This is a genomic window from secondary endosymbiont of Heteropsylla cubana (assembly GCF_000287355.1).
Taxonomy (GTDB): domain Bacteria; phylum Pseudomonadota; class Gammaproteobacteria; order Enterobacterales; family Enterobacteriaceae.
Genome location: NC_018420.1, coordinates 652,757 through 677,342, shown reverse-complemented (window position 1 = coordinate 677,342; position 24,586 = coordinate 652,757). Strand labels below are relative to the sequence as shown.

At 30.4% G+C, this 24,586-nt stretch carries 15 protein-coding genes and 1 other RNA gene; all 16 read left to right on the top strand.

The genetic code is table 11. From position 1 onward, the window contains the following. The first annotated feature begins 903 nt into the window (after positions 1–903). The 16 genes from rpsU to glyA all read left to right on the top strand — a co-directional run bounded on the left by rpsU (position 904) and on the right by glyA (position 23,378). Entirely contained in the window at positions 904–1,119 is a 216-nt protein-coding gene (gene rpsU / locus A35E_RS01775; RefSeq protein ID WP_014888970.1) for a 30S ribosomal protein S21, read from the top strand. Between the two features lie 126 nt (positions 1,120–1,245). Continuing rightward, a complete protein-coding gene (gene dnaG, locus A35E_RS01770) occupies positions 1,246–2,997 on the top strand; it encodes a DNA primase (RefSeq protein ID WP_014888969.1) in 1,752 nt (583 codons plus the stop codon). A gap of 155 nt (positions 2,998–3,152) precedes the next feature. Beyond that, complete coding sequence (gene rpoD, locus A35E_RS01765; RefSeq protein WP_014888968.1) at positions 3,153–5,000, top strand: RNA polymerase sigma factor RpoD; 1,848 nt, start codon at positions 3,153–3,155, stop codon at positions 4,998–5,000. Between the two features lie 2,373 nt (positions 5,001–7,373). Then, on the top strand, positions 7,374–7,895 hold the full coding sequence (gene aroK / locus A35E_RS01760) for a shikimate kinase AroK (protein WP_014888967.1): 522 nt from the start codon (positions 7,374–7,376) through the stop codon (positions 7,893–7,895). A 1,107-nt stretch (positions 7,896–9,002) separates the two neighbouring features. Beyond that, positions 9,003–10,931 carry a threonine--tRNA ligase gene (gene thrS, locus A35E_RS01755; RefSeq protein WP_014888966.1) on the top strand — a complete coding sequence of 643 codons (1,929 nt, stop codon included), beginning with the start codon at positions 9,003–9,005 and terminating at the stop codon, positions 10,929–10,931. Positions 10,932–10,934: 3 nt separating this feature from the next. After that, complete coding sequence (gene infC, locus A35E_RS01750; protein WP_071818285.1) at positions 10,935–11,483, top strand: translation initiation factor IF-3; 549 nt, start codon at positions 10,935–10,937, stop codon at positions 11,481–11,483. Positions 11,484–11,559: 76 nt separating this feature from the next. After that, positions 11,560–11,757 (top strand): 50S ribosomal protein L35, encoded by a 198-nt coding sequence (gene rpmI / locus A35E_RS01745; RefSeq protein WP_014888965.1) that lies wholly within the window; start codon positions 11,560–11,562, stop codon positions 11,755–11,757. Between the two features lie 44 nt (positions 11,758–11,801). After that, positions 11,802–12,158: a 50S ribosomal protein L20 gene (gene rplT, locus A35E_RS01740; protein ID WP_014888964.1), complete on the top strand. Its 357-nt coding sequence runs from the start codon at positions 11,802–11,804 to the stop codon at positions 12,156–12,158. A gap of 1,313 nt (positions 12,159–13,471) precedes the next feature. Further along, positions 13,472–14,455 carry a phenylalanine--tRNA ligase subunit alpha gene (gene pheS, locus A35E_RS01735; RefSeq protein WP_014888963.1) on the top strand — a complete coding sequence of 328 codons (984 nt, stop codon included), beginning with the start codon at positions 13,472–13,474 and terminating at the stop codon, positions 14,453–14,455. A 15-nt stretch (positions 14,456–14,470) separates the two neighbouring features. Further along, the gene (gene pheT / locus A35E_RS01730) at positions 14,471–16,870 is read left to right on the top strand and encodes a phenylalanine--tRNA ligase subunit beta (protein WP_014888962.1); all 2,400 of its coding nucleotides are present in this window, start codon (positions 14,471–14,473) and stop codon (positions 16,868–16,870) included. A 4-nt stretch (positions 16,871–16,874) separates the two neighbouring features. Beyond that, positions 16,875–17,171, top strand: coding sequence for an integration host factor subunit alpha (locus A35E_RS01725; protein WP_014888961.1), 297 nt, complete (start codon positions 16,875–16,877; stop codon positions 17,169–17,171). A 1,732-nt stretch (positions 17,172–18,903) separates the two neighbouring features. Then, positions 18,904–19,032: a septum formation initiator family protein gene (locus A35E_RS03275; protein ID WP_326544380.1), complete on the top strand. Its 129-nt coding sequence runs from the start codon at positions 18,904–18,906 to the stop codon at positions 19,030–19,032. Positions 19,033–19,057: 25 nt separating this feature from the next. Then, positions 19,058–19,837 carry a 2-C-methyl-D-erythritol 4-phosphate cytidylyltransferase gene (ispD, locus tag A35E_RS01720; protein WP_014888960.1) on the top strand — a complete coding sequence of 260 codons (780 nt, stop codon included), beginning with the start codon at positions 19,058–19,060 and terminating at the stop codon, positions 19,835–19,837. Continuing rightward, positions 19,783–20,286, top strand: coding sequence for a 2-C-methyl-D-erythritol 2,4-cyclodiphosphate synthase (ispF, locus tag A35E_RS01715; RefSeq protein WP_014888959.1), 504 nt, complete (start codon positions 19,783–19,785; stop codon positions 20,284–20,286). The genes ispD and ispF overlap by 55 nt, the downstream gene beginning before the upstream one ends. Before the next feature lie 376 nt (positions 20,287–20,662). After that, an RNA gene (gene rnpB, locus A35E_RS03015) (RNase P RNA component class A) lies at positions 20,663–21,039 on the top strand. A gap of 1,088 nt (positions 21,040–22,127) precedes the next feature. After that, positions 22,128–23,378 carry a serine hydroxymethyltransferase gene (gene glyA, locus A35E_RS01710; protein ID WP_014888958.1) on the top strand — a complete coding sequence of 417 codons (1,251 nt, stop codon included), beginning with the start codon at positions 22,128–22,130 and terminating at the stop codon, positions 23,376–23,378. Positions 23,379–24,586: the final 1,208 nt, after the last annotated feature.

Genomic DNA, 24,586 nt, shown 5'->3' with positions numbered 1-24,586 from the left:
GAAATATGTAACTAGCCTTATTAACCCTAAATAATATGCATAATTGTACTACTTGTCAATACAAATCGAGTATAAACTAAATAAATCTCCTAAAACGAAGTTCAATTAAAAGCATTTTTAAGATTTATGGTTATTACTTAATTCTATAACAATGCTTAAATTCGAGCCTTATTTTAAATCAAGTTTATTAGAACAATTAAAAACTTTAATATAATAACATGTATTCTACCTAAAAAATCAACTACCAAAGAAACTAAAGGTGTTTGTATTGCTATGAAATTATTTTAATTAATAATTAATGTTAAAATATTTCAAATAACACATGCATAAAATATCTAATAAAGTTTTTTTATCTAATAAAAACACCTTAAAATCTATATTTGTCCATATAACACTTCCTTAAAAAAAATTAAATGATACCTGATTAATATAAAAGTGGCACTTTAAAAGTATTTAATAAATTTAAAAAAAATAAACTAATAATCATTATTTCTTCAAGCCTATAATAATTTTGAAAAATTACTATAACGAACACTGGCAAGCTCATCAGTATAATACACTAACGAATTTTATCCACAGAACAATTTCTCTAACTCATAAAACTATAATATTTATAGAATATTTTAAAATTTTTATTAATTTAAATTACCAATTTAAACAAATAAATCAACCCAAGATATTTTTTATGAAGATAGCATCGAAAATATTCATTTTTAAAAAAATAATATTTAGACATACTCAAATTAGTGTAATAATATAAACCTGATATTAAAAAAAATATTTTTTTAGATAGATCGCAAGAAAATTATGTTTTATAACTTCAAAAACTAGAGTATAATTAAGTAAATTATAAAAAACTATAGATTAACGAAGAGTTTTCACATAGCATTGAGGTAAGAGTACATGCCAGTAATTAAACTCCGTGATAATGAACCCTTTGACGTAGCACTCCGTCGTTTTAAGCGTTCCTGCGAAAAAGCCGGGGTTCTTGCTGAAATTCGACGACGCGAGTTCTATGAAAAACCAACAACGGAGCGTAAGCGAGCAAAAGCTTCTGCGATTAAACGTCATGCAAAAAAATTAGCTAGAGAAAATGCACGACGTGTTCGTCTTTACTAAATTATCAGTAATCTGACAAATCTTGTCAACATGAATAACAAACAACCTACATGTTGCAAACAAAATCAAGCTGTCCATTTTAGATGGATTGGCATTTATTTTTTAAATGCTGAATGTACATAGCTTATGGTTAGAAAAATCCCACGTGTTTTTATTAATGAATTGTTAGCTAAAACCGATATTGTCGATTTAATTAACGCACGAGTAAAGCTTAAAAAGCAGGGAAAAAACTTTCAGGCATGCTGTCCGTTTCATCATGAAAAAACACCGTCGTTTACTGTAAAAAGAGAAAAACAATTTTACTATTGTTTTGGCTGCGGTGCTCATGGTAATGCCATTGATTTCCTTATGCATTATGAAAAATTAAAATTTATAGATTCTATTGAAGAGCTAGCTACCCAACAAGGACTAGAAGTTCCTTATGAAGGAAATGTTGAATCGAATCAAGAAAAACTCTATCGAAGAAAAAATCTATACGATCTGATGGATAAATTTAATCAATTTTACCAACAATCTTTACAGACACAAACGGCATCAGATGCACGTCACTATTTAAAACAACGAGGAATAAGTGAAAAAATAATTAACTATTTTTCTATCGGATATGCACCGCCAGGCTGGAATAATCTCTACAAACATTTTATCTGTTTAGGTGAAGACAAGGATTTACTCCAGCATACCGGAATGCTAGTGGTAAATCACCATGGACATACCTATGATCGATTTCGTAATCGCATCATGTTTCCTATCCGAGATAAACGTGGGCGAGTTATTGCTTTTGGAGGAAGAATTTTCGACAAAACAAGGCAACCGAAATATTTAAACTCCACCGAAAGTGATATTTTTCATAAAGGACACGAACTCTATGGACTATATGAAACACAACAAAAAAATCAAAAATTATCGCGTCTACTTGTAGTTGAAGGATATATAGATGTAGTGTCTCTAACACAATTTGGCATTAACTACGCGGTAGCGTTATTAGGAACCTCGACTACTAAGGAGCATATCCAACTACTTTATCGTGTCACTGATCAAGTAATCTGTTGTTATGACGGTGATGAAGCTGGGCAAAAAGCGGCATGGCGTGCGTTAAAATATGCACTACCATCATTAACTGATGGCCGTCAATTACGATTTATGTTTTTACCGAGAGGAGAAGATCCCGACACGCTAGTACGTAAAATTGGTAAAAACGCTTTTCAGCAATATATTGAAAAAGCCAAATCACTCTCGACCTTCTTATTTGAAACTCTCATGCGACAAATAGATTTAAGCAGCCAAGAAGGCCGAGCTAAATTAAGTACACTAGCACTACCACTAATAAAACAAGTTCCAGGTAATACGTTACGGCTTTACCTACGCCAACAGTTAGGATATAAACTTGGAATCCTTGATGATGCTCGACTGGAAAAGTTACTACCCAAATCCACTATTCAGGTAAATAACTTCCAGCAACCAAAAATAAAACGCACAACTATGCGTACTTTAATAGCGTTGCTACTGCAAAATCCACAACTTTCTACCTTAGTTCCTAGCGTAGAAGGGCTAGATAGGATAGATATACCCGGCATTGCGCTATTTATTAGTTTAGTAAACATATGCCAGTCTCAACCAAAATTAACAAACGGTCAACTACTAGAATGCTATCGAGGATATAGAACCTACTCCCAACTTGAAACCTTGGCAACTTGGAACCACTTAATTATAGATGAAATGATTGAAACAACATTTGTCGATACCCTAAAAAATTTTTACGATTCTATACTTGAACACCATCAAGAAACGCTGATTGCTCGCGATAGAACACGAGGATTAACAACTAACGAACGTCTAGAACTCTGGTCGCTAAACCAAGAATTAGCAAAAAAACATTAAAAAAAACAAGTTACATTACCTATATTTAATGGAATAAAAACCTGAAAAATGCCATATTGATCTTCGGCTAGAAAAACGTGTCGTTCTCTTAATGATGGTTCGTTATAATAGATGAACTAATACAGAATATTACTCTGAAGTGTGGATACTGTCTTATGGAGCAAAACCCGCAGTCACAGCTCAAACTACTTGTCACGCGTGGTAAGGAGCAAGGGTATTTAACCTTTTCGGAAGTCAATGACCATCTTCCCGAAGATATCGTCGATTCCGATCAGATTGAAGATATCATACAAATGATAAATGACATGGGCATCCAGGTAATGGAAGAAGCACCTGATGCTGATGATCTTTTATTAGCTGAAACTACATCTGATGCAGACGAAGATGCAGCAGAAGCTGCCGCGCAGGTTTTATCTAGCGTAGAAGCCGAACTTGGGCGAACAACTGATCCCATACGTATGTACATGCGCGAAATGGGTACTGTAGAACTTCTGACTCGAGAGGGTGAGATCGATATTGCTAAACGCATTGAAGATGGAATCAATCAGGTACAGTGCTCCGTAGCAGAGTATCCTGAGGCTATCACATATTTACTCGATCAGTACGATCGTGTCGAATCTGGCGACGCACGGCTATCTGATCTGATTATTGGATTTGTAGACCCTAATGCAAAAGAAGATATCCCCTCTATTGTAGATCAGATCGCAAATGAACTTTCACCTGATTCACTTTCTAATCACAGTGAAGAGGATGAAGAAGATAACGAAGATGAAAATACAGACGATGATAATAGTATTGATCCAATATTAGCGCAAAAAAAATTTGTTGCATTACGAAAACAATATGAAATTACTTGTCACGTCATCAAAACTAGAGGACGAAGCCATCCTAAATCTGCTTCTGAAATTTTGAATCTTTCCGAAGTATTTAAAGAGTTTCGCTTGGTACCGAAACAATTTGAACACCTAGTAAATAAAATGCGCAGCATGATGGATCGCGTCCGTATTCAAGAACGCTTAATTATGAAATCTTGCGTAGAAATAAGCAAGATGCCAAAGAAAAATTTTATCATGTTGTTTTCTGGACATGAAACAAGCACAAGTTGGTTTCAATCTGCTTTGATGATGAATAAGCCTTGGTCTAAAAATCTACATGAAGTTGATGCAGACGTACTAAAAAGAATGAAAAAATTGCGCCAAATTGAAGAAGAAACAGGTTTAAGTATTGGGCAAGTCAAAGATATTAACCGCCGCATGTCAATTGGAGAAGCCAAAGCACGACGAGCAAAAAAAGAAATGGTCGAAGCAAATCTACGTTTGGTTATTTCTATCGCTAAAAAATATACCAACCGTGGTCTCCAGTTTTTAGACTTGATTCAAGAAGGCAATATTGGTTTGATGAAAGCTGTAGATAAGTTTGAATATCGTCGTGGTTACAAGTTTTCTACTTATGCCACCTGGTGGATCCGTCAAGCCATTACTCGATCTATCGCTGATCAAGCCCGTACTATCCGCATTCCAGTACATATGATAGAAACAATCAACAAACTTAATCGCATATCTAGACAAATGTTGCAAGAAATGGGGCGTGAAGCAACGCCAGAAGAACTCGCAGAACGTATGCTTATGCCAGAAGAGAAAATTCGGAAAGTGCTTAAGATTGCTAAAGAACCTATCTCGATGGAAACGCCTATCGGCGATGATGAAGATTCACATCTAGGAGATTTTATCGAGGACACCTCTCTTGAATTACCGTTAGATTCTGCTACGTCAGACAGTCTTCGTTCAGCTACACATGACGTACTTGCCGGTCTGACTACGCGTGAAGCAAAAGTTTTACGCATGCGATTCGGAATTGATATGAATACTGACCATACTTTAGAAGAAGTAGGAAAACAGTTTGACGTTACGCGAGAACGTATTCGTCAAATCGAAGCAAAAGCACTCCGCAAGTTACGTCATCCAAGCCGTTCTGAAGTTCTTCGCAGTTTCTTAGATGATTAAAAATTCTATTTTGGTTGTTCTGAGCCATACTGATAAAAAAAGAAATTTACTTCTAAATTAAGTTTTACTATAAAATAGCGACCTTACAACATCGAAGATATAATAATTTTTCCAGATTGTTCTATATATAATGATATATTCCTGAATATACCTACAATTTAAGTTATGAGCATATTATTGTAAATGATATTATCATTTATAATAATATTATTTACGTTAAAAATATTTATAAAAAAATACATTATTAATTGTTATTTTTTAATATATTAAAATAAGAATTATTAAAAATATATTTTAATATTTATTATATTATATAATTTACTATATATTTTTTCTTATAAAAAGTTAATAACTACTATCTACTAATGAATTAGTATTCAATACACATCTCTCATCTAGTGCGTATTTTTATAAAAATATTTTTTTTAAAAGCATTTATATCAATTAAAAATACAAGTTTCTTATTAGTTTAGATTCATTAAAGTGCAGACCCTCTTCTTAAGGATTTTTTAAATATATATTTCACCTACTATATACTGAATCGTAATAGACTTTTTTTATATAAATGTTATTATTCATCTTTAATATCTTCGATATTAAAAAAAATGATTCAATTAATTGAATATAACTTATAATCAATATAACCATTAAATAGTAGAGCTTAAAGTTTGATCTATGTTTATCAACAAGCGATCATACAAAAAAAAACGCTGATATAATAATCACTATCAACTAATTAGTTGTTAATAATTACTACAATAAATAGTTAATAAAAACAAAGTAATCTTTACTATTAATTTTACTACTAATATAAATTAGGATAAGTAATCTTATCTACCGAACTAAACAGTACTTTTTTCTAAAAACTCAAGTATATTCTTATGTACTAATAAATACGTTGTTGATTTTTTTTTGTGCTGTCTTTACAAAAAGAGCTATAATCTTAGTTATACTGTTTATTTAGAGATCTCTCAAAGTCTGAAATCAAATATTCTGACAATTTATAAATATCATAAACATCTACTAAAATTATTTATTAATATCTATATGAAAATCAGCAATGTGAAAAAAAATTTTAAACTAACAAAAAAACTACCTGAATATTAAAAATATAAATATATCTAGTAGCAAGATACTGCTGTATAGTTACAGTTAAAAAAGTTTAATAGTTTTTTCTATCTATAATATTTAACATCTAAACAACATAAGACACACAATTCAGTATCAGTTTTATTTAAAATAATTCCTTAGTTAGTAAAACAATCTTTATTGTTCTAGTTTCTTCTTTGTCTATTTGATGTTAGATTTTAAAAGTAACAAAAAATATTCATATAAAATAACTTTTATAATATATATAAAACAGCTCAACGAATACGTAGATACCTCAAATCCTTTATTGTATGTATTCTGGTATATTACATATCGCTTGATATAGCTACTATTTTAGCCTTTTTCATGCGATAAAAACTGTTCTGAAATTCTTTTTAATCTAGATAAAATTTTATTAAAATGTCGTGATTATTTTCTTTTTATCAGTAAAACTGATAAGTTTACATTAAAACAATATCTATATTATATTAAGCTTACATTTCATGCTCATTAACTATAAAATTAAACATCTGTAGTGGTAACCAGTAAAAATGTACCAATATAAAACATCATGAGGAGAATTGCGCTTAAATGGATCTTAGAGTTAATTGAAATCAAACTAACTTTTCTTACTTTTATCAAAAAAATCGATAGTAACAATACTAAAACCATAATATTTTAAGAAATCAAGCTAATTAAAATTAAAAAATTATTACCATAAAGACATTATCTATAATGCCGTAAAACATATTAAATAAATATATGTTCTTTAAATAAAGATAAAATACAACATTAATAAATGTAATATCATAGAGTAGATGAACTGATTTTTTTATAAATAATCAAGGTAAAATAACTATTTCTAAAAAAACGAAACAAAGAGTTTTTAGTAGATATACAAAGTATTTTCTACCTCACAACTCTTATCGAACTATGTTTCAGTTCGCATAACTAAAACATAGTGGTACTATCTATAATAATAGCAAGGGTATGATTTCTAAAAAAAACAACGTCATTAAAAATATTGATGACTTTTCAACCTTTGAATAAACATAAAAAACAGGAGGATATTTTTTTTACTCATAATAGTAATATAAACAATAATATGAAGAATTTTATTTATCGTATGGATATCGATTTAATCGATTGCCAAATAACCCGAAGTATTGAGATAATTTTCACTTAATTCTTGCATTAATGCTTATGCGAATTCACTTTAGGTCCCGCTGCTAATTTGATTGGCGGGGCGGGTTGTCATTAACAAATCATTTTAGTAAAAAGAACATGGCAGAAAAACGTAACATCTTTCTGATTGGACCTATAGGAGCAGGTAAAAGCACTATTGGTCGTCAATTAGCTCAACAACTTAATGTAGACTTTATCGATTCAGATCAAGAGATTGAGAGACGCACTGGAGCTGATATAAGCTGGGTATTTGATGTGGAAGGAGAAGACGGGTTCCGTAGTCGAGAAGAAAAAATCATTAATGAGATTACCACGAAACAAGGAATTGTATTAGCGACGGGAGGTGGTTCTATAAGCTCTAAGATCACACGTAATCGCCTTTCAGCTCGAGGAGTTGTTGTTTATCTTGAAACTACCATTGAAAAACAGTTGGCTCGTACACAGCGAGATAAAAAACGTCCTCTATTGCAATTTGAAACACCAGCACGTTCAGTCCTTACAACCTTAGCTTCTGTACGTAATCCTTTGTATGAAGAAATCGCAGACATCACTATCCGAACTGATGAACAAAGCGCTAAAATTGTTGTTAACCAAATTATTCATCTATTAGAAAATATATAATAAACGTTACGATATGATCGTGAAATCATTTGTTCTTTTAAAAAGAACGATATAACTCATATTATAAATTAGTTGCATCACGCTAATTTCTAGAAAATTGTTTACTTATAATGCTAATATCACTTTAAAGTCGAGTGTTCTATAGCACGCACACGTCTATTGATAATATATGGATGTGTTTATAATAAACTCTTGAAGAAAATAACTCTTTGAGAGAAATATTTGGTCGCTTAAAAAGCTTATATAGACATCTATCAAAAATATATACTATAGTCATCATCTGTTTTTTTACAATAAAGACATATATCTTACTGATATTTTAATGATAAAATTTCTATTTAGCTTATCTTTTAAGATTAAGAACCACTTTTAACTTTGCACTTAAATATATAATAATACTGCAATTTAAGTAATTTAAATAAGGTTATTAACTAAGTTCATAAGAAAATCAAACAGTTTAGAATAATACAAGAAATCTCATTATAAAAAAATTACATCATTACTTATATTTTACACAAGATACGATGTCTTTTTTAAGGTTGAATTAAAATAAAAGATTTTTCTCCACTTTAATAAAAATTGTGTATAGGATACTATAATATAGGCAGATCGTTTTATGTAGAAAATATTGTATTTTTTTATTTTTTTTATCTCTATTAAATTTAATAACTGATATTCAGACTACACCTAAACCAATAAAGTAGGTTATTGAAAAACCTATACAGTATAAAAGGAAGGAGGTTAATATATCCGGAACAATTATAATTAATGAGTTAAAAATATTAAAGAAAAGCTTTTCATAGCTCTATGATCAGTTCAATAATCCAAAAAATTACTACTTTTATCATGATAAAATTTTAAAAAAAAATAAATCATTATTGCAACTCAGTGATTTATACTACTATAATCTAATTAACACTTTTATGAATATATTTAAGTTCATATGACATATAAACTTCAAATAACTAAAACTATAGCAATAATAACACCTAAAATAAAAAAATATTATTAGAAAAAAGAAGCAGTATGCAGATAAAAACATTGCTTATTAAGGGAAAGATTGTTGCTATTTTATGCAACAAATTTTATATATAAAGGAAACCAATCATGCCTATTATAACTTTTCCTGACGGAAGTCAACAATATTTTTCTAATCCTATCTCTCCCCTTGATATCGCTTCTAAGATAAAACCTACTCTAGCCAAAATCTGTATTGCTGGCCGAATTAATGGAACTTTTATTGATGCTGTTGATCTAATTAATCAAGATTCTAGACTGACTCTCATTACCAGCAAAGATGAAGAAGCTCTCAACATTATTCGTCATTCTTGTGCACACTTACTTGGACATGCCATAAAACAACTGTGGCCCCAAACGAAAATGGCTATTGGTCCAGTGACTAATAAAGGCTTTTTCTATGATGTCGATCTTGACCATATTTTAACGAAAGATGATCTTAAAATCCTCGAGAAACGAATGCATGAACTAGCCGAAAAAAATTACGATGTTATTAAAGAGATAGTAACTTGGAAAAAAGCCAGAGATATTTTTATAGAACGAGGTGAAGACTATAAAGTTGCTTTACTTGATGAAAATATTTGCATGAAAGAACATCCTGGGCTATATCACCATGAAGAATATATTGATATGTGTCGAGGACCCCATGTACCTAACATGCGCTTTTGTCATCACTTCAATCTTCAAAAAGTTTCCGGTGCTTACTGGCGAGGCGATAAAAATAACAAAATGCTACAGCGTATTTACGGTACTGCGTGGCAAGACAAACAACATCTTGATATATACATAAAACATTTAGCAGAAGCAGAAAAACGCGATCATCGTAAAATAGGTAAGCAACTTGACTTGTATCATATACAAGAAGAATCTCCTGGAATGATATTTTGGCATAATAACGGTTGGACCCTGTTTCGAGAACTAAAAAAATTTATTCGTATGAAATTTACAGCTTACCACTATGAGGAAGTAAAGAGCCCTTTTTTGATAGACTGTTCTCTCTGGAAAAAAACCGGACATTGGGAAAACTATAGCGAACATATTTTTACCACATCATCTGAAAATAAAGAATACTGTATCAAACCAATGAACTGTCCTGGACACGTACAAATTTTCAATCAAGGTCTAAAATCTTATCGCGATCTTCCTTTTCGAATTGCCGAATTTGGTAGTTGTCACCGTAACGAACCATCTGGTTCATTGCATGGTTTAATGCGAGTGCGCGAATTTACACAAGATGATGCTCATATATTTTGCAGTGAAGACCAAGTACCTACGGAAATAAATGGCTGTATTAAAATGGTCTATGATGTGTACAGCGTATTTGGCTTTAAAAATATTGCAGTAAAATTATCTACTCGACCAAAAAAACGCATCGGAAGTGATAATATCTGGGATAGAGCTGAAAAAGATTTAGCGACAGCTTTAACAAACAACAATATTCCATTCAAATACCAACCAGGAGAAGGAGCGTTTTACGGACCTAAAATAGAATTTATACTTCTTGATTCTCTCGAACGTGCTTGGCAATGTGGTACAGTACAACTCGACTTCTCACTACCTAATCGCTTAAATGCTTTTTTTGTCTCTGAAAATAACAAATGGCTCGTACCAGTCATGATTCACCGTGCTATTTTAGGTTCTATGGAACGATTTATTGGTATTCTCACAGAAGAATATGAAGGATTTTATCCAACCTGGTTATCTCCAATACAGGTTGTAGTAATTAACATAACTAAAAATCAATCTAAATATGTCGAAAAAGTGACAGAAAAGCTATTCACAGCTAATATTAGAGTAAAAGCAGACTTGAGAAATGAAACAATAGGTTTTAAAATCAGGGAACATACTCTTCGTCGTATACCTTACATTTTTATTTGTGGGGATAAAGAAATGCAAACCGAAAAAGTATCCGTACGTACCCGTCGAGGTATAGACCTTGGTAGTATCAATGTTCACGAAATTATAGCTAAACTGAAGAAAGAAATTCACAGCCGTAATCTTCATCAACTGGAGGGATAAAGTATTAAAGGTGGAAAACGAGTTCAATCAACACGACCCAATCGAATCAACAAAGAAATCCGAGCCTCAGAAGTTCGACTCACAGGTATTAACGGAGAACCAATTAGTATTGTCAGCTTAAAAGAAGCACTCGAAAAAGCAGAAGCAGCTGGCATCGATTTAGTGGAAATTAGCCCTAACGCCGAACCACCAGTTTGCCGAATAATGGATTATGGAAAGTTCCTGTATCAAAAGAGTAAATCAAGTAAAGAACAGAAAAAAAAGCAAAAAATAATTCAAGTGAAAGAAATTAAATTCCGTCCTGGTACCGATGAAAACGACTACCAAGTAAAACTACGCAACCTTGTTCGTTTTTTAAAAGACGGCGATAAAACTAAAATTACCCTCCGGTTCCGAGGGCGTGAAATGGCGCATCAACAAAGTGGTATCGAAATGCTAAAACGCGTTCGCGATGATCTGAGTGAACTAGCAATAATTGAATCTTTCCCCTCTAAAATTGAAGGTCGACAGATGATCATGGTTCTCGTACCTAAAAAACACACTAAGGCATGAACATTCGATGTTGTTTAAAGCTAATTAGTTTTCCTCACTGATTCATATTATTTATAATTCGGAGTAAAGATCACTCATGCCAAAAGTTAAGACAATACGTAGTGCTTCAAAGCGCTTTAAGAAAACATCTTCAAGCGGATTTAAATATAAGCACGCTAATCTGCGTCATATTTTGACCAAAAAATCCTCCAAGCGAAAGCGGCATCTTCGTCCAAAATCTATTGTTTCAAAATGTGATATAGGGTTAGTTATTCGTTGCCTTCCCTACGCATAAGGATCATTTAAATTCGGTTTGGATAAGACTTTAGGAGAAACTATATGGCGCGCGTAAAACGCGGTGTTGTAGCACATGCACGTCACAAAAAGATATTGAAAAAAGCGAAAGGTTATTATGGAGCTCGTTCACGTGTTTACCGCGTTGCCTTCCAAGCGATTATCAAAGCAGGTCAATACGCTTATCGTGATCGTCGTCAAAAGAAACGTCAGTTCCGTCAACTGTGGATTACTCGTATTAATGCTGCAGCCCATAAAAACAATATTTCTTACAGTCAATTTATTAATGGCTTAAAAAAAGCTTCTATTAAAATAGACCGTAAAGTACTTTCTGATATAGCTATATCTGACACACTTGCTTTTTCTGTTTTAACAGATACAGCTAAAAGTGCCTTGGCATAAGAAAACATTTCAAAAATTAGAAATTTAATTCCTTTTGTTTATCGATTTCAATACTATCTAAATTGCTTACTATACTGCAAAAGGTAATAAAAATATACGTATGCCACTCTCTATGTATCGTTTTAGAAGTTATATCTCTGCATGTTTTCGATATATTAACAAAAAGGAAAAAACTAGTAAGCCTCCTTAATTGGAGGCTTACTAGTTAATAAAACTAAAAAACCTCTCTCTTTTAATATAGATTGAGGTTTTTTCATAGAAATAAAGTTATAAACAACAAGGTCTTTTTAAATAATTCACTTTTTAGAAAATTAGAAACTAATTACATCAAGCAATTTCACAGTATATTTTATAAAAGAATAGAGGAATCAAGTAGTCTAATTAACATCTAGAAGATTTTATAAAAATCTATCTGTAATTGACTATGACGCTTAAATTGATCAACCCTACGTGAAATAAAAAGAAGAAACCCTTACACAAAAAAAATGACTCGTTAGTCTATCGAATGCAAATTTCGAGTACTATTTTATTGATTAAACAAGTATTTAATTCTAATTTTATCTATGTAATTTTATTAATTAATTTGTTTAAATATAAAATAATTATTAATAAAATATTTAGATTACTTTATGACATAATACCTTATTTAAACAATTGAAATAATTATAAACATAATAACTACAATAATCCTATCGAACAAATTGTTAAAAACAAACAACAAATTAAAAAATCTTTAACAAAATATGCAAAAAAAATTCAAATTAAAATAATTCTAAAGATAGGATAAAAAAACTGTAAATTATATGCAGTTTATAGCTCTATATAATATAACTTATGAGATTTAACTTACACCTCTTCATCTGAAGCTATAACGGAAATCAAAACCATGCACCGATCTAATCTATAAGATTAATATAACGAATTAAACACCTCAAATTAGTAATGCTTGCTATACCTGTTATATATTAGGATATATTGCCGACATACAAAGCAAACTACTTCTATTTTTTTGATAAGAAAAAGGTCAATATTTTTAAGAATCAATATAATAAAAATAGACCAGTTAATAATCAACATTGTTAAAATATACATAAAATTAACAAGAAAAACTGCATATCATTAAAGATTCTAAAGATAAAATATTTAACATACATAGCATATATATAAAAAAAATATAAGAGCATAACATGTCAAAATAAATCTTTTAAGAGGAACTGCTTAATAGTGTTTTTTTATATAATGAAATTAATTAATCAATGTTCCTCTTACCCAATTCTTGAGATGTTATCTGCGATAAAAATAAGAGGGAAATAATGCCACATCTTACAGATTTTATTATGAAGGCTAAGATAGATATCGAAAGATCCAATGATCTTGAAACTTTAGACCTAATTCGAATTGCATATTTAGGAAAAAAAGGGTTGCTTAATAAAAAAATTAAAATATTAAAAAATGTTAAAGCAAACGAACGAGCACCATTAGGTCTTATCATTAACAAAGCAAAAGAAACGATTCAAAAAGCATTAACCGATCGAAAACAAACAATAGAAAAATTAACTCTACAAAAACGACTTTCTGTTGAAATGTTAGATGTTTCACTACCAGGACGCTTCATCGGAAATGGAAGTTTTCATCCAGTGTCGACAAGTATTTCACGCATTGAATGTTTTTTCGAAAAATTAGGTTTTGCAGTAATAACTGGGCCAGAAATTGAAAACAACTACCATAATTTTGATGCGCTCAATATTCCTCCTTATCATCCCGCGCGGACGGATAATGATACCTTTTGGTTTGATACTAATCGGCTGTTGCGAACTCAGACTTCAGGAGTACAGATTCGTACTATGAAGGAACAAAAGCCTCCAATTCGAATTATTTCACCAGGTCGAGTATATCGAAACGATTACGATCAAACACACACACCAATGTTCCATCAGGTGGAAGGTCTTATGGTTGATAACCATATTAGTTTCAGCGCCCTAAAAGGAATATTACATGATTTTCTGCATATTTTTTTTGAAAAAAAACTAAAGATACGTTTCCGTCCGTCTTATTTCCCATTTACCGAACCCTCTGCCGAAGTAGACATATTAGGAGAAGATGGTCGTTGGCTAGAAGTGTTGGGATGTGGGATGGTACATCCAACTGTCTTACGCAATGTTAGTATAGATCCAGATATCTACTCTGGCTTCGCGTTTGGTATGGGAGTCGAACGACTAACCATGCTACGTCACGGTATTACTGATTTGCGTGCTTTTTTTGAAAATGATTTGCGTTTCCTTAAGCAATTTAAATAAAAGTGGGATTAATAAATGAAAGTCAGTGAACGTTGGCTACGTGAATGGATAAATCCAGATATAAACAGCGAGGAATTAGTTGATCAAATAACAATGTTAGGACTAGAAGTAGAAAGTGTTGAACCAGTTTCTGGTTACTTTTCTAACGTAGTGATCGGTCGTATTGTTGGATGCCAACAACATCCTACAGCAGATAAGTTACGCATTACTAAAGTAGACATCGGAAAAAAAAATTTGTTAAACATCGTCTGTGGTGCGAAGAATTGCTGCCTTTACCTTCATGTGGCAGTTGCTATTCCGGGCGCTATTTTACCTGGAAATGTGAAAATTAAGTCTACTATAATACGTGGTGAGCTATCAGAAGGCATGCTTTGCTCATTTTCAGAACTAGGTATTAATTATAATCATCATCCTAATAATGTGATTATTGAACTTCCAGATGCAGCACCTATAGGACAAGATATACATACTTATTTACAACTTAACGATAAATCTATCAATATTAATGTTACACCAAATCGTGCAGATTGTCTAGGATTACTAGGGATTGCTCGTGATGTTGCATCATATAATCATCTCCCTATTCAAATGCCAACAATCAAAATGATTCCTCCAGAAGTTATTGATACACTCCCTATCCAAGTCGATGCAATCAAGGCTTGCCCACAATATTTAAGTAGGATTATAAAAAACATTGATATACATGTTAAAACACCACTCTGGATGCAAGAGAAACTACGTCGATGTGGCATTTTTATCGTAGATGTTATAACAGACATTATGAATTATGTACTTCTTGAACTAGGACAACCTTTTCATGTTTTTGATTTAGCACATGTCGAACAACGCATTGTGGTCCGTCATGCTAAAGATGGTGAAACAATGAAGTTGCTTGATGGGAAAGAACTGAAACTTTTACCAGATACCTTAGTAATTACTGATTACAGCCAAGTTATATCAATAGCAGGAATTTTCAGCGGATCTGCTGCAACAATATCCGAAAATACTATTGACATAATCTTAGAATGTGCTTTTTTTAACCCATCAGCTATTATAGGATATGCTCGCCATTATGGACTTCATACATATTCATCTCAACGATACGAACGGGGTGTAGACCCAACTCTACAGCCGCATGCTATGGAACGAGTAACGGATCTATTAATTAGTATTTGTGGTGGTCAACCAGGTCCAGTTATCAACATAACTTCATTATCTACCTATCCTCAATTAACCAATATCACTTTGCGTCGAGCTACTCTTGATCGCTTAATTGGTCATGTAATTTCAGATGAAGATGTAATAAAAATCCTCAAACATCTTGGTTGTCAGGTAAGTTATGTCTCTGAAGGTTGGCAAATTATCGGGCCAAGCTGGCGTTTTGATTTGTCTATCGAAGAAGATTTAATAGAAGAGATTGCTCGAATATACGGTTACGAAGCAATTCCTATCATAAAGGTAAACACAGAACAACTAAACTCAAAAAACAAGTGTGATAATGTTCTTCCAATGGCGCGAGTTAAAACGTTGCTGGTAGATCGTGACTATCAAGAAGCTATTACTTATAGTTTTGTCGATCCAAAAATTCAGTCGTTACTACATTTTCAGCAAAAGCAATTAATAGTCGCTAATCCAATATCTCAAGATATGTCAGCTATGCGTTTATCACTCTGGACTGGACTAATCGGAGCTCTTCTCTATAACCAGAATCGACAGCAACATCGTATTCGCTTATTTGAAACAGGTTTTTGCTTTATTCCCGATGATGCAGAAGATTTTGGTATTCGTCAAGATTTGATGGTAGGAGCTGTTATTTCTGGCTCTCGATTTAATAATCATTGGGATCAACCACATCAAAATTTAGATTTTTATGACGCTAAAGGTGATCTAGAAGCGATACTTGATCTTACTTGCAAAGTAGATGATATTGATTTCAAAATCACAAAACATTCAGCGCTTCATCCAGGACAAAGCGCTGAAATTTATTTAAATAACGAATCTATTGGATTTATCGGAGTTATTCATCCTGAGCTGGAGAAAAGACTAAATTTAAATAATCCTACAATAGTTTTCGAACTTATATGGAAGAAACTTACTACATATAAATTGACTATGGCGAACAAAATTTCACGCTTTCCTGCTAATCGACGAGATATTTCTTTATTAGTTCCTGATGATGTAACTGCAGCTGCGATTATAAAAGAATGCAAAAAAATAATAAAAAATCAATTAGTTAATATAAATATATTTGATGTATATAGAGGTCCGGGTGTGCAAGTCGGATTTAAGAGTGTAGGTGTTAGCTTAATCTTACAAGATATCACTCGTACACTTAAAGAAAAGGAAATTAGCAGTATAGTTACAAAATGCATCTCAATATTAAAACAGCGATTTGCTGCATCTTTAAGGAGTTAAATTTATGACACTCACAAAAGCTAAGATATCAGAATATCTTTTTAAAAAACTTAAATTTAGTAAACGGAACGCAAAAACAATTGTAGAGCTTTTTTTTGAAGAAATGCGCAAGGCCTTAGAAAGCGGCGAACAGATAAAATTATCAGGATTTGGTAATTTTGATGTCCGTGATAAAAACCAGCGACCAGGACGAAATCCAAAAACAGGTGAAAAGGTTCTAATCACTGCACGTCGGGTAGTAACATTTCGTTCAGGTCAAAAACTAAAAAAACGAATCGAAAATACTTTTCAAAAAAAATAAAAATAACAAGCTTTTGAGACATTACCTTTACTAAATAATTTTAATATCTAACCTTACTTAATAGAATTCTGATTTCATGATCAGAATTCTAACTTAAAATATCTAAACAAGTTATTTACACTGCAAATAATCATTGTTTTTTTACATATTATTTCTTACTAATATAAATATTATATACAATAAGTTTTAATAAAAATTATATAAAATAGATTTTATCATTAACAATAGTATTGTTATTAAAATATTTATATTTTTATTACAATCTCTGCCTAATTGCTATAAATAGCACCAGCTATACTGAAAAATGATAATATCAGAATATTAATTAATAAGATTTTAACATTTGACTATTTATTTAAATATTATTTTTAGGTAATTGTAATGACTTAATAGAGATAATAGCTATTGATATGCCTTCTAAATTATATAAAATAATAAGCGATTTTTATCTCTTTACTTTATGAGACATACCATAAATATGGTGCGCATGTTTAATTAATACATGCTAAATATTTTAATAAATCTAATATATATAAAATATAACGTTAACAAATTTATTATCTAGAACAGCATTCAAAAAAAAGTTAATACTATTATTATAGTACATTTTAAGTTATATCTTCTATAGCATGGCCTCTTAAGATCTTTTTATTTAGTTATCAACCCATATTTTTATTAAATTAATTTAAATCTAAATTTAATAAAAATAGCTGATAATCATTTTAATACTAAATAAAAATTTTTTTATTTTTTTTTACTTGAAACATTTATAGACTACTATTAACTAACTTTGATTTAATCTTAATTAAATACAAAATATAACTAACTACTTAAAAAAATTAAAAAAATAATTTACATCGTTATAAAAACATCTATTTTAAATCAATTATAACAATTACCTGTCAAAAATATCCGACTAGAGATCCTCATTGAGGATACATTAAAATGTTGCATTTGATTTTAATAATCACAACCTCCAGTACCTTGTATATAAATATAACTAATAACACATAAAATTATATCAGGTTAATTTTACAACATCATATTAATGATTAATATGTAGTCTCTATTTGTTCTAGTAACTTACATTAGAAAACAATTAAAACTTTTAAACAAACTGCTTAATGCTCATAAATTTATTCTTTAATTATACAAACTGATTTCCTGTTTAAAATAATGATCAATCAGGTTGATATTTTCAATATAATATTGATTGTTAAGGTATCTTAGGTGTAATAACATCTAAATAAAAATTTAAAGTCTATGTTTACTTAACAAACACAAGTTATGCTTTCATTTTTATTATTTATATAGATAATATAAAGCTATATAACTATATTAAAAAATAAGTTAATAGACTAGAATAATAAAATATTTTTAATAAAAATTAATACTTTATTAATTTTTTTATAATCCAGTATATGTGTGATTATTGATTTAAGTAATACAACTTAGGTGGATAAGATCTAATCTTATACAATCAACCCGTAAAATATTAAAGCTATTTTTAGTTACTATACATTCTAAAAGAATATGATGGAATAATTTTAGAAAGAATTAAGGAAAACTATGCACAAACTGACGTTATTATTAATATCCATGTTTGGATGGACATAATATTCACCATGGCAAGGTAAAAATGGTATAAACGACTTATTACCTATAAAAAAGATGTTGCAATACAAACACATTGCAATGAAAAACTCAAAAAAACCTTAACAATCAACTTTTTATAGAAATTGCAAATTTAAATGATAACAAAGAAGCTATAGAAGAACGTGCACGAAACATACTTTGCATGATTAAACAAGAAGAGAGCTCCTATCGCCTATTACTAAAAAATTCAAAAAATAAAAAATAGCAACATAAAACAATAAGAAAATCATATGACAAGTACATCAATAACACATAATCCAGATGTGATTGGTATATTGCCGGCAGCCGGAATAGGAAGACGCATGCAAACTGCTTTGCCAAAACAATATTTTATTATTGATAACAAAACTTTAGTTGAACATGCTATTGATTCACTGCTTTATCATCCCTCTATTCGTGAAGTTGTTGTTGTAATCAGTGTATCAGATCGATGGTTTCATAAATTACCAGTTGCTTGCAATTCACGCGTAAGCATTGTAACAGGTGGGTCAATACGGGCCGAATCAGTTATGGCTGCTTTGAATTACGTTAAAAATAGTTCAGTATCATGGGTATTAATACATGATGCTGTACGCCCTTGCCTACATCAAGACGATCTCTGTCGACTACTCTCGATAACTGCATATACCGAAATAGGTGGACTCCTAGCAATACCGGTGCGTGATACTATGAAGCGCTCTCATCCTGGATCAAAAATTATTTCTAATACAGTTAAACGTGAGGATTTATGGCATGCATTAACTCCACAAATTTTTATGCGAGACTTACTAATAAATTGTCTTAAAAGAGGATTATTAGAGCGAGCATATCTTACAGACGAAGCCTCAGCTTTAGAGTATTGTGGTTATTCGCCTCTACTTATACCAGGGCGCTCAGATAACATTAAAGTAACCTACCCGGAAGATTTAGCTCTCGCTCGTTTTTTTTTCAATCAACTAATCAGGAGTAGGTTTACATGCGTATCGGACACGGTTTTGATGTACATAAATTCGGTGGAGACAATCCACTGATCATTTGTGGAGTTCACATTTCTGAAAGTCATGGCCTACTAGCTCATTCTGACGGAGATATTGCGTTACATGCTACTATTGATGCTCTTCTTGGTGCTGCTGCGTTGGGTGACATAGGAACACATTTCTCAGACAATAATCCTGCTTTTAAAGGATCTAATAGTCGTATGCTTCTGCGAAAAATCTGGAAAAAAATTTCTGATAAAGATTATCATCTAGGTAATCTTGACATTACCCTGATTGCTCAGTTTCCAAAAATAACACCATACATTCATCAAATGCGATTAAATGTCTCACAAGATCTCAATTGTCACATAACTAATATTAATATTAAAGCGACAACTACTGAGCAATTAGGTTTTATCGGTCGAGGTGAAGGAATTGCTTGCGAAGCTGTTACATTGCTGTTAAAAGCTTATAATAATAAAATAGTAGACAAATTGATATAAAAAAAATAGTTGAAACTTTTTTTAATATGCAAATCTAGTTTTATTATTATAATAATATATTTGTATTCAAGAAATACAAAGAAAAACAAAAATAACTATTTATCGCTATTCATGCTAAAAATAAATAAAAAATTCGTTCATATAAATTTTATATACTATTTTGTTTTCACAGAATCTTAATAAGAAAATTAATACTTTTAATAAGCTTGAAATTTTCACAAAAAAAATAAGTTAGATTAAAGCTAATTATGCAATTATCTAATTTACATAAACGATATCTTTTGTTAATAAACGTTAAAATACAAAAAAATTTTCTTTTATAATATTATCGATAATAAAAGATGATAAATATTATAAAATGTCTATAATAAATAGTGAAGTTAACCAGACAGTCGCTGCTTTTTATATTCATTAAATAGAACAATATATCAAGGGGAGGAAAGTCCGGGCTCCACAGGGTATGGGTGCCAGGTAACACCTGGGGGGTGAAAATCCACGACAAGTGCAACAGAAAAAAAACCGCCTTAGCCAAACGGCGTAATGAGGTAAGGGTGAAAAGGTGCGGTAAGAGCGCACCGCGCAACTGGTAACAGTTCTCGCGGCATGGTAAACTCCACTCGGAGCAAGGCCAAATAGGAGTTCACATAGTGCGGCCCGCACTGAACTCGGGTAGGTCGCTTGAGCCACTACGTGAGTAGTGGTCTAGATGAATGACTGTCCACGACAGAACCCGGCTTACGGTTAACTTCAGAAGTTTAATTTTTCTATAATCTAAGTATATTATTTGTATTAGTATATAATCTTAAAAAAAAGAATTTTAGATAGAATTAAAATTCTACATTCTATAGAAACTTAAAATATAGTTAAAAAAAGATTAACCATATTTTACAAAATTAGGTTTTTAGCTAACATTATTAGGGTATATGGCTATCATTTGAAAATTTAAACCAAAAAAATTAGCTTTTTACAAAATTACGTTTAATTAAATATTATTTTTATCAATAACCCACACAACTTCTTTCTATGAAAACATATAAAATAATGCTTAATCTATTGAACAAGCAATATATTATTAATAATTCTAATTACCACCTTATTAATCTTCAAAACATTTAATTTTGTTACAACACTTCAAAAACCCCATAAATTTAATTGAATGTCTTAAGATGACTACTATTTAATATAGTAAAATTACTAAACCGTTGAAAATTAAAAATATACACAATCTGAAATTAATAATATAAAAATATTATTTTTATTTATTACTATAATCAATAGTAAAACAATTAATAAAAGCATCAAATATAGGAAAAACTGTTCTAACAAACCTATTTTTGTGAACTAAATTATGTAAAAATAACACATAGTATTGTTTGTAAAAATCACGATTAATACTTTAAACTCAATATAATACATTTCTTTCAAAAAAAAAGAATAAAAATTATCGGTTAACAATATTTATAATATATATCGTCGTGATTTCCGAAAAAAAATAAGATCACTAATTTATTTATAGTAAATATAAAATTTTAATCATGGAAAATTGACATATCAACAAAGAAAAAGAAGATCTTTATTATCTAAACCCAATTTATTATGATTGCTTTCTCGCTAGAAAGCGTTTCGGTTTAGATAACTAAAAAAATACATCGCCTCAAATAACAAAGATCATTAAAAAAGAATTATTCAATACAGATTGATAGAATTATCTATACTTATTCTAAAATAATATAAAAATTAATTTATAGCACAAATAAAAACATAATGACTTAATTTTACATTTCTGATGTTAATATTTATTGAAATTTATTATTTATGTTAATTGTAATTGTAGGAAAAATATGTTAAAGTCTAATAAAGGTATTGAGTATTATGATCCTGAATTATGGCGGGTTATGAAACTAGAGTTTACACGCCAAGAAGAGCATATTGAACTTATCGCATCTGAAAATTATACCAGTTCACATGTTATGCAAGCACAGGGATCACAGCTCACCAACAAATACGCTGAAGGTTACCCTGGATATCGTTACTACGGTGGATGCGAATATGTTGATATAATAGAGCAACTAGCTATCAACCGCGCAAAAATTCTTTTCGGATCCGATTATGCAAATGTACAACCTCATTCAGGATCTCAGGCTAACTTTGCTGTTTATGCTGCTTTATTAAAACCAGGAGATACCGTACTTGGGATGAGTCTGTCTCACGGGGGCCACTTAACTCATGGATCCCCAATTAACTTTTCCGGGCAACTATATAATATAGTATCTTATGGAACAAATAAATCTGGTCAAATTAATTATGATCAACTAGAAGACCTCGCTATACTCCATAGACCAAAAATGATTATTGCTGGTTTTTCAGCCTATTCTGGCGTAGCTGATTGGGCTAAAATACGCTTGATTGCTGATAACATTAATGCATATTTCTTTGTAGATATGGCGCATGTAGCAGGTCTGGTCGCTGCAGGAATATATCCGAATCCAGTTCTACATGCCCATGTTGTCACTACTACTACTCACAAAACGTTAGCTGGTCCACGCGGTGGCTTGATTTTAGCTAATGGTGGCAATAAAGCTCTATATAAAAAACTTGATTCTAGTGTATTTCCTGGTACACAAGGTGGTCCTTTGATGCATATTATTGCTGCGAAAGCTATTGCATTAAAAGAAGCAACAGAGCCAAGTTTTAAACTTTATCAACAGCAAGTAATTAAAAATTCCACAGAAATGGTAAAAGTTTTTTTATCACGAAAATTTAATATTGTTTCTGGAAACACTTTTAATCATATGTTTCTCCTAAACTTTATAGGTAAAAATTTAACCGGAAAAACAGCTGATGCGGCTCTTGGTCGAGCCAATATTACCGTAAATAAAAATAGCATACCTAATGATCCGCAAAGTCCATTTATTACTTCTGGTTTACGTATAGGCACACCAGCTGTAACTCGACGAGGATTCAACGAATCTGAAGTAAGTGATGTAGCACAATGGATTTGTGATATATTAGATAATATAGACGATGATGCTTTAATCCAAAGCATTAAAAATAAAGTGTTAGACATATGTGCACATCACCCTGTATACTAACGATAGTATATACTTTAAGCATTAAAAAAATTTTCACTAAAACTATTATGAAAAAACATCACTATTAATAGATTACTTTCTATTTTTCTAATATTTATTTTTCATTTTTTTATTTCCCGCCTGATACGATATATATTCTCTTTAATATATAAAAAAATAGAAAACGATATTTTATCAGTCTATCGAAAACAATCACTTTTTAACAAAAGTGAAACTATTTTAGTATGTTAATTAATATTTACTCTATTTTATTCTTAATGTTTAATATTTTATTGCTAGAAAAAAAATATTTCGTCACATTGTTTATATAAAGAAAAATAAACACTTTTATTGAACTATTAGTTACAAATTGTAAATCTTCTCTAATTTTATAAAGAACTTTACTTTTAAAGATCTTTTAAAAAAAATATTTCAAATACTACATAAACTAATCATATATTATATCAACTAATTTTATTATATAAAAACATTACAATTCAAATTCAATTTGAACAACTTGTTTATAATAGTATAAGAAATATTACAATATTTGCTTAAATAAGCAAGCTATTTTATTTTTTTACTTGTATAATACACCACATTAATCATTGTTATTATTTTCAACATGTTTGTTTAAAATAGATTAAATAATCTTTAGAAGATTGCTTTTTCGTATAAATTTTATCTTTTGATAACAAAAAAGTAAATGATTCTATTTTAAACCTGATACACAATAATAAAATTGTTTAATAAAAAATAAAATGAACGATATATTCATAAAAACTAAAAAAGATTCAATATATTTCTTTCCTTAAATTTTTAATAATTAAACATTTCATAATATTCTTTTTATATAGAGATGAAAGATATATCCTTGCATTCATTTTAATCCTTTAAAATTTATTCTACTAATCAGATGTTTTATTAAATATTCGGAACAAAAAGTATATTTTTGTAAAAATCGTATTTTAAATAAAAATTATTCGTTTTTTCTAAAAAAAACGTAATGATAACTTAAAAAATATCTAAAACATATCAGATAGTTTATCTGAAAACATGGTATGCATAAGATAATGATAAATTATAATAAAAATAACGCTTTAAAGAATACCAATGAAAAACCCAGATCTTATATTACCCTCCAAACCCCATCATAATAATCTACTTTAACGAGCCTATTAAATATTTTTTAGCATCTTTATATTGATCAACCAAAAATATCGCAAGGG